Genomic DNA, 7,879 nt, shown 5'->3' with positions numbered 1-7,879 from the left:
TTCTGTCAGGAAAACAATTCGCAGAAACAATTACTTTTAAAATGACTAACCTATCTGTAGAGATCCCAAATCGGCACGAAATAATCTGCCGGATGGAACATCATTTAATTTGCCGGACAACACCTTGATATGACTTGTGTTCATCATAACACATACAAGGCTCATTTGCATTAGATTGCGTCCAATTTATCAATGACCTTTTCAAACTGTCGGCGTTTAATCTGTATGCGGTTGCCATTCATAATGAGCCAGCCAGCGTCCTTGTTTTCCTCTGCCAAGCGTCTTAACTTGTTTTCTCCGATACGGAAATACTTTGACGCTTCTTCAATGGTAAGAGTGTATTTTTCCCATACGGGAATATCGTTGTTATTCATCAGATACCCCCTTTCCCTTGTTTCGTGTCATACTGGATATAGGGGATAAGGTCGGTGCGGTCTATCCTCTGTAAGTGGGCGGTTAATTTACTGGAAAGGGAACTGCTGTATCTTGCCCTGTCAAGCATAGTTCCCACTTTTTCCAGTCCACCTAATGCGTCATGTTCTTCTAAGAAGTAAAAACTTTTGACAGCGGAAATCACGCCACCCTCTGTGAGCCATTGCTGTGTTTCCTCAAGAGAATTATGTAGTTTCGGTACTTGCAGTTTTAAGACTTCCACAGCCCCTAAAAAGCGTTCCCAAAACCGACACGTTTTCCATCTGCTCTTATTACTTTCATTTCTGTTTGGCACGACAAAGCGTAGGTTGTTTGCCAATAGCCCAAAAGCCAGTTCCCCAAGTTCAAGAGGTCTGTCCTTGAATGTCATGGCAAAGGCATGAGCCTTATCATCACGCAGTTGCATTTCTGTCCGTTTCCAACTGCCGACTTCATCAAGCGTCTTATTATACTTTGAACAGACTTCCTTATCCTTGTCATAAAAGCGGTAGGACAATCCCGATTTCCCAGCACCGATATAAACGGTCTTTGCGGTGTCGAAATCGTCAAACTTGCTTTCATCAAAGTGGTAGCCCTCACTATTTGAGATAAATTCCTCTTTTTCGCATTTCTTTTTTATCTGCTCTATGGTAAAGAATGGTTTTTCGTTCTTATCATCAATGGCAATATCAAGCCTTGTGAAGTGGAAGTTATCCAGTCCGTATCTTCGCTCACAGCGTCTGAACATATCCCCAAAGGTATCATTCCTACTGTCGAGAATACGGAAAATATCATCACAGCCTCTGCCAGTCATAACAAGATAACAGCCTAGCCCCTGTGGGTTGTCCTCTGTCTTTCTTGCGTCCCCCGATACATAAATATCTCCAATCTGCCAGCGTGCCTGATAGGTCTTGAATTTAACGGTTGCCGGATAGACATTGAAAATGTCAGTCGGTAAACCTAAAATGTACATGATAACATCTTCGGCGGTTGCAGTATCAAATACAATGCTGATGTAATCAATCTTAACGGATAAATTTTTGTGTGTAGTTATAGTGCATTGCTCCTTTCGTATGCCCCGTTTTTTGCGGGGTAAAAATCGTGTTTTTTCCTTTATTTATCACAGTTTCTAGGTACTATGACATGTATGTGCAGGGCGGTGTTACATATACGCCCTTTACGAACGCCGAAAGGCGTTCCTTTTCTTCCTGTGTCTGCTCCGTTCTTAACGCTTACGAGCCTTGTAAGGCTCGTGGCTAAACGGAACAGCCCCAGTCAGAAACCTTATTTTCGGTCTGGTAGTCCATGCTTATTCATGCTATCAAAGTGAAAATACATCTTTTCTATGCTTACTCAAGCGTGTGATTGACCCTAGTGTGCTTAATCACTCTGCCTGATACGATAATAACGCCATTAGAATTACTTGTCAAGAAATTTTTGTTGACTTTTCGATATATATTAAGTATTATATGCTTATAAATACCAAAAAAGTAACGAAAGGAGTGTTTATACTAAGTCATGGAGCATTATGAAAAGAAAATCAGTTTCTTAGGAGAGAACATACAGACCATAAGAAAACACAGAGGAATGAAACAACAGGAACTTGCGGACAAAATCGGTATCAATATGCAGAGCCTTTCCAAGATTGAACGTGGCGTGAATTATCCTACCTTTGATACACTGGAAAAGATAATGGACGTGTTGGAGGTAACACCTAATGAATTATTATCGGGAGAATGGAAGTATATTGACCACACCGAGCCATATATCATGGATATTATCAAACGGGAACAGGACTTCAATGTTTCTTTAGATTATCTGTCTGAAAATGAATTTTTCAATGACGAAAAAGAATGCAGATTTTACAAGGTATATAAACTCATACAGTATATCCATAACTACATTACCAATGAGGTTACGGAGTTGGAAGAACTTATGGAAATCAAACAGTTAATACAGCGTCAAAAAATAGAACGCATGATGAAAGTACATAAGGAAATGCGAGGTTTAGACCGATACAGAGAACAACCCAAAGAGTATAAATATCAAGACCCTTATGATGACTGGATATTCCGTCAACTTGCGGACATTGACAACAAAAACAACATTCCCGACACTTCGCCACAATTAGACTTCAATGAAACGGACTATGAAGATTATCTAAAAGCAAAATGGAACAGAGGACTTTGATTTCCTCTTGCATGAAAGATACAGCAAACAAAAAGCCCAGTAAAGAGTGCAAAGCACCACCAATGGTGGCAAGGCTCTTGACAGGGCTTTTTCTTTTCTGTGGTGGGTAATCAAGAGGAAGAAAGAAAAAGTGTTCATTTTTCAAGACAGAAAAATTGTTAAGGGGTATGCTGATTTTTATTGTGGCGGATATATGGAACTGTTATAATATGAGTATGAAGAAAGCGACAAATTTGAATTTGGGAGGTAATAGAATGATATTGTTGATTGTTGATACTCAAAATTTAATTATGAATAATTTATAATAGCGCTTTTATTAAAAGAAAAATTATTCTTAATATAATTATAATACTTGTTGTTATGTGTTTTTTATTTGTTGCCTTAGCTGATATTATACCTAAAACTTATTGTGATTTTTATAATATTGAACAATTAAATTATTAAGAGAGAAGGGTAATAGTATGATGAAAGAGAAAAAAAATTTTAGTAATGACTTATCTATTCTTGTATATTCTTGTAAAAAGAACTCTGATATGTGGGATATTTTTTTGAGACTATTTCGAAAATATTGGGAATTTTGTAAATATGAATTGGTTTTGGTAACTGATAGTTTGCCAGATGAATATAAAAAAACTAATGTACTCCATTTTGATAGGGAAATTATTTTTGATGGCCAGTGGTCTGAGATGATATTAAATGCATTAGAAGTAGTTAATAAACCTTATGTTATGTTATGGATGGATGATTATTTATTATGCGATTATGTAAATAACAATAAGATAGACGAATTAATACAAATAGCCCAGAAGTATTCTGCTGCTAATTTGCGCTTGATGGAGTCACCAATTATTCCATGTGAAGTTTTTGACGGCGTAAAAAATATAGGATGTTATAAGCCTGGAACAGCATATTCGATTTCAACTCAGGTAGGAATATGGGATTCAAAGTTTTTGAACAAATATATTAAACTAAATTGGAGTGCTTGGGATTTCGAGAGATTAGGTTCGCTAGAGATAAAAGATAATAAACATCCTTTTTTAGTAACATTAGATTACGCATTCCCCTATGAAGAAGCTGTACGCAGAGGTAAGTGGATGGATAACGGTGTCCGTCTGTGTAAAAGAAATGGAATCAAAATAGATTCTAATAAAAGGAAGATAATGACCAATTGGGATTTAACAAAAATTTATTTTAAAGGGGCAATATTAGAAATAAATCCCACCCTGGTAATGAAAGTTCAAAATTTTTTTAATAAATCAAAGAATTAGGAGAGCGGTTATGATTAAATTTAATGATCCTCCATTTGTAGGAACGGAAATTAATTATATAAAGGATACGATTGCTTCAGGAAAGATATGTGGGGATGGTAAATACACAAAATTATGTAATGAGTGGATCGAGAGTAGGATTGAAACAACGAAAGCATTACTTACTACATCCTGTACACATGCATTAGAGATGGCTGCTATTTTGTGTGATATTCATCCCGGAGATGAAGTTATTTTACCATCATTTACTTTTGTTTCAACAGCAGACGCTTTTGTTCAAAGAGGTGCGAAGTTGGTATTTGTTGATATTCGGCCTGATACAATGAATATAGATGAAAAGTTAATAGAATCAGCAATTACAAAAAAGACAAAAGTTATAGTTCCAGTGCATTATGCTGGGGTGGCTTGTGAAATGGATAACATCATGGAAATAGCTAATAAATACCAATTATATGTTGTTGAGGATGCTGCACAAGCTATACAGTCAACTTATAAAGGAAAATTTTTAGGGACTTTTGGTAATTATGGTTGTTTAAGTTTTCATGAAACTAAAAATTTTAGTATGGGTGAAGGCGGTGCTCTGCTAATTAGAGATCAAGAATTTTGTGAAAAGGCAGAAATTATTCGTGAAAAAGGTACAAATCGAAGTAAGTTTTTCCGCGGAGAAGTTGATAAGTATACTTGGGTTGAATATGGCTCTTCTTATCTACCAAGCGAGTTAAATGCAGCTTATCTATGGGCACAACTAGAAAAGGCAAATGAAATTAGGCATAATAGGCTAAATAGTTGGAATTTATATTATAAATATTTAAAACCATTGCAGGAAGATGGAAAGATTGAACTTCCATTTATTCCAAAATATTGTGAGCATAATGCACACATGTTCTATATAAAGTTAAAATCATTGGATGAAAGAACAAAATTAATTCAGTATCTAAAAGAATGTGGAGTATTAACAGTTTTTCATTATGTACCATTGCATAATTCTCCTGCAGGTCTTAGATATGGTGTTTTTTTTGGAGTAGATAGATTTACAACTAAAGAAAGTGAAAGATTATTACGACTTCCAATGTATTATAAGTTGCGTCAAGAAGATATATCGTATATATGTGATCATATATATGAATTTTTCAGAAAAAATAATTAAAGAAAAATTACTGGAGGTTATTATGACGTTTCCTAAAGTTTCTATTATTATTGCTACCTTTAACTCGGAAAAAGTTTTACCTCGAACTTTAGATGCAATAAAGAGACAAAGTTATCCTTCAAATAAAATTGAGGTGTTACTTATTGATGGCGGATCTACAGATAATACATTATCATTAGCAGATGCGTATAATTGTATTGTATATCCGAACCCTAAAACTGATCCTGTAAATGCAAAATTAATTGGTTTTCGCAAGGCTTCCGGAAAATATGTAATTACAATAGATCATGATGAAGTAATGGAAAATAAAGATAGTATTTTAAGAAAGGTAATTTCATTAGAAGAAAATTCAAGTTGCAAAGTCGCTTTATGCAGTGGATATAAAAGGCCCAATAAATATCCATTATTAAATCAATATATATCTGAATTTGGCGATCCCTTTTCATTATTTATATATCGTTTTTCAAAGGGATATAATTTTTTTGAAAAAGTCTTACGCAAAAAGTTTGATATAATAAATGAAAATAATGATTATTTAGTTATATCATTTAATAATATAAAAACGCCAGTTATTTTTGAATTATGTTGTATGGGTACAATGGTTGATAGGGAGTATTTCAATACTATTCCAGGAGCTTTTGAGGAGGGGGATGTTTTTACTCATTTATTTTATTATATGATAGAAAGTGGAAGTAAAAATGTTATTATGGTGAAAGATGATCCCTTAACGCATTATTCAGTAGATTCTTTGAAGGCTTATTTTCCTAAGATAAAATGGAGAATTATTAATAATGTACATTTTGAACAACAAGGAAATAATGGATTTTCGGGCAGGGAAAAACTACAGCCGAGTATAAAATATAAAAAATATTTATTTCCCTTGTACTCGTATACATTATTTTTTTCTTTATTTGATAGCGTGTACTATTCAATTACTAGAAAAAATGGGATATTTTTATTGCATTGGATTTTATGTATTTATGTAGCCAGCCAAATAATCTACCAATATTTTTTGAAAATTATTCACAAGAGGCCACAGTTTACTAGTTACGATGGGAAAAAAGTAATAATGTAATTAATTTTACATCAACATTTAGGTCGTCACAATTTAAGAGAGTCTGTGAAAGTTTTTCTGTAATTAAAGATTTATCAGGTCTTCTATAATAAAATAAAAAGGTGAATTCTAAAACTAATTCAGGTATGCAATGCAAACGTGAACAGATAGAGCCAGGATTCTGGCCTTTTCATTAAGAAGTAAATATTCTTGTGTGTTGAAAACGCATATCTGGGCTGGCGGAAACCGCCAGTTTGGCATATGGGAAACCACTATTGCGAATTTATTCGCGTAATGCTTTATCTAAGCCATATACCTCACACATTGATTTATCATTCTGAGGATCAATACTGGTGATGTTGCTCATATAACAGTCATGAGTGATTCTGCCTATGATGCATCGGCAAGGGGTGGAGGGGCGGCCATCCCCACCGAGCTGTTTATACCAGTCAGAATACTCATACTGCGAGCAAAAGATGGTAGGCGATTTCTCTCGCCTCCTATGCAGGAACTCGAAGATATCCCACTGTGGGCCTCAGGAGAAGCCATTCATCCAGGACTAGCAACAGGGGGGGCGTGCTTGGCCATCGCCTTTTTGTATCTTCCGTCAGAACGCGCCATTTCCAGGGCAATGAGTAGGTCGGGCAGAGACGGACTACCTGGTGTTGAAAATACTGCTTACGCGCCTCTATACCAAAGGCACAGGCTATGTAAGTCTTCCATACTTACTGGTGGCAAGGCGCTTAATGAGTTGCGCCCGGTGTGTATTTGATATCCATAATGCTGACATCGGGTTGGTCGAATACGGCATTCCAGATCAGGCTCTTTAAAAAGTTGTTTTTGCGGCTGCTGAACTCGATATCTACCAGCATATCAAAACGATCCTCGAAAGGAACCTCCTTTAGCTTAGGATCTTCCAGCTGACTGCGGAATGCATCCGCCATTGTGGTGAGGCGTATTTCAATTAATTTATCAATTGTGCTCTGATTGGTCATATGTGCTTACCTCCGATAGTATAGTTGGCATAACGGATGATGCCTTTTGCTTTTGCTTTCTGCTTCGTGGCTGGTATTTCATATTCGGATGAAACGCGCTGGTCAGCTCCGGTTGCAAGAACATGGCTTATACTCTTGTAACTGGGCGAAGCTGTAAAGGACAGTGCCTTTTTGCAGGCGGCTTCCAGTCTGCTGTCTTAATACTTCCCAGCTAGCTTTAGGAGCCCATGCAGCTCCGGTATATCTGCTGTTCTACGGGGGGAGGTAATATTGCATTTACCACTGAGTATGTGTTTATATCAATCCGCTCAGCCCATTTGCGGAAACGGTCACCGTTCCGTTCCAGATATCTCTGGTGATCCTGCACTATATGCTTCGTAATGGTGTTGTATTGCCGGAGCGCCCGGTGAAGTGGCGGTGGGAGGCGATGTGGTTATGGTTATAGAAAAATTCAATTGTGTGTTCCATTATCCGTACATCAACTTTTTTTGCATTCATATAGCACTGAGTATAACGTTTTTTTTCTATACTTATGTGATAATTAATCTGGGCGGTAGCCTGTTTCCAGTCTTCCATTTTAAAGCGGATAACAGGCAGCGGTGTCAAAAATAGCTTTTCTTTCTCAAGAAACAAGCTGATCCGGCGGCCCTCTTTCTTTTGAAAGAGTTTGTAGTTGAACAGTTCTAGCTTCTTTCTTGTTGCCCTGTTTAATTCGGTAAGGGAGAAGAAATACTCATTCCGGATAGATGCGGTGATCTACTTGGATATCACTTCTGAAGTTCCCTCCGCATTGGGCTTGTCCTTTGGAGTCCTG

General features: G+C 36.6%; 7 protein-coding genes and 1 pseudogene. 4 read left to right on the top strand and 4 right to left on the bottom strand.

The window, feature by feature from the left end; translation table 11 throughout:
• Nucleotides 1–170: 170 nt before the first annotated feature.
• Both FYJ45_RS20900 and FYJ45_RS20895 read right to left on the bottom strand, forming a co-directional pair.
• Nucleotides 171–374 (bottom strand): excisionase, encoded by a 204-nt coding sequence (locus FYJ45_RS20900; protein ID WP_002610247.1) that lies wholly within the window; start codon nucleotides 372–374, stop codon nucleotides 171–173.
• Complete coding sequence (locus FYJ45_RS20895; protein ID WP_321170281.1) at nucleotides 374–1,435, bottom strand: replication initiation factor domain-containing protein; 1,062 nt, start codon at nucleotides 1,433–1,435, stop codon at nucleotides 374–376. The genes FYJ45_RS20900 and FYJ45_RS20895 overlap by 1 nt, the downstream gene beginning before the upstream one ends.
• Nucleotides 1,436–1,929: 494 nt before the next feature.
• On the opposite strand from FYJ45_RS20895, the gene FYJ45_RS20890 reads away from it, so the two are divergent.
• The 4 genes from FYJ45_RS20890 to FYJ45_RS20875 all read left to right on the top strand — a co-directional run bounded on the left by FYJ45_RS20890 (nucleotide 1,930) and on the right by FYJ45_RS20875 (nucleotide 6,091).
• Nucleotides 1,930–2,601, top strand: a complete 672-nt coding sequence (locus FYJ45_RS20890; protein ID WP_154467080.1) for a helix-turn-helix domain-containing protein — start codon at nucleotides 1,930–1,932, stop codon at nucleotides 2,599–2,601.
• A gap of 461 nt (nucleotides 2,602–3,062) precedes the next feature.
• On the top strand, nucleotides 3,063–3,869 hold the full coding sequence (locus tag FYJ45_RS20885; RefSeq protein ID WP_154467079.1) for a hypothetical protein: 807 nt from the start codon (nucleotides 3,063–3,065) through the stop codon (nucleotides 3,867–3,869).
• Nucleotides 3,870–3,879: 10 nt separating this feature from the next.
• Complete coding sequence (gene rffA, locus FYJ45_RS20880; RefSeq protein ID WP_154467078.1) at nucleotides 3,880–5,016, top strand: dTDP-4-amino-4,6-dideoxygalactose transaminase; 1,137 nt, start codon at nucleotides 3,880–3,882, stop codon at nucleotides 5,014–5,016.
• Nucleotides 4,991–6,091 (top strand): glycosyltransferase family 2 protein, encoded by a 1,101-nt coding sequence (locus tag FYJ45_RS20875; protein WP_154467077.1) that lies wholly within the window; start codon nucleotides 4,991–4,993, stop codon nucleotides 6,089–6,091. The genes rffA and FYJ45_RS20875 overlap by 26 nt, the downstream gene beginning before the upstream one ends.
• Nucleotides 6,092–6,353: 262 nt before the next feature.
• Here FYJ45_RS20875 and FYJ45_RS32810 read toward each other — a convergent pair.
• Both FYJ45_RS32810 and FYJ45_RS33250 read right to left on the bottom strand, forming a co-directional pair.
• A pseudogene (locus tag FYJ45_RS32810) lies at nucleotides 6,354–7,065 on the bottom strand (ATP-binding protein).
• Nucleotides 7,066–7,431: 366 nt separating this feature from the next.
• A complete protein-coding gene (locus tag FYJ45_RS33250; RefSeq protein ID WP_408609528.1) occupies nucleotides 7,432–7,641 on the bottom strand; it encodes a Mu transposase domain-containing protein in 210 nt (69 codons plus the stop codon).
• Between the last annotated feature and the right edge of the window lie 238 nt (nucleotides 7,642–7,879).

This window comes from Eisenbergiella porci, from assembly GCF_009696275.1.
Lineage (GTDB): Bacteria > Bacillota > Clostridia > Lachnospirales > Lachnospiraceae > Eisenbergiella > Eisenbergiella porci.
The sequence above is the reverse complement of the archived record's forward strand: the minus strand, read 5'-3'. Positions and strand labels throughout refer to the sequence as shown.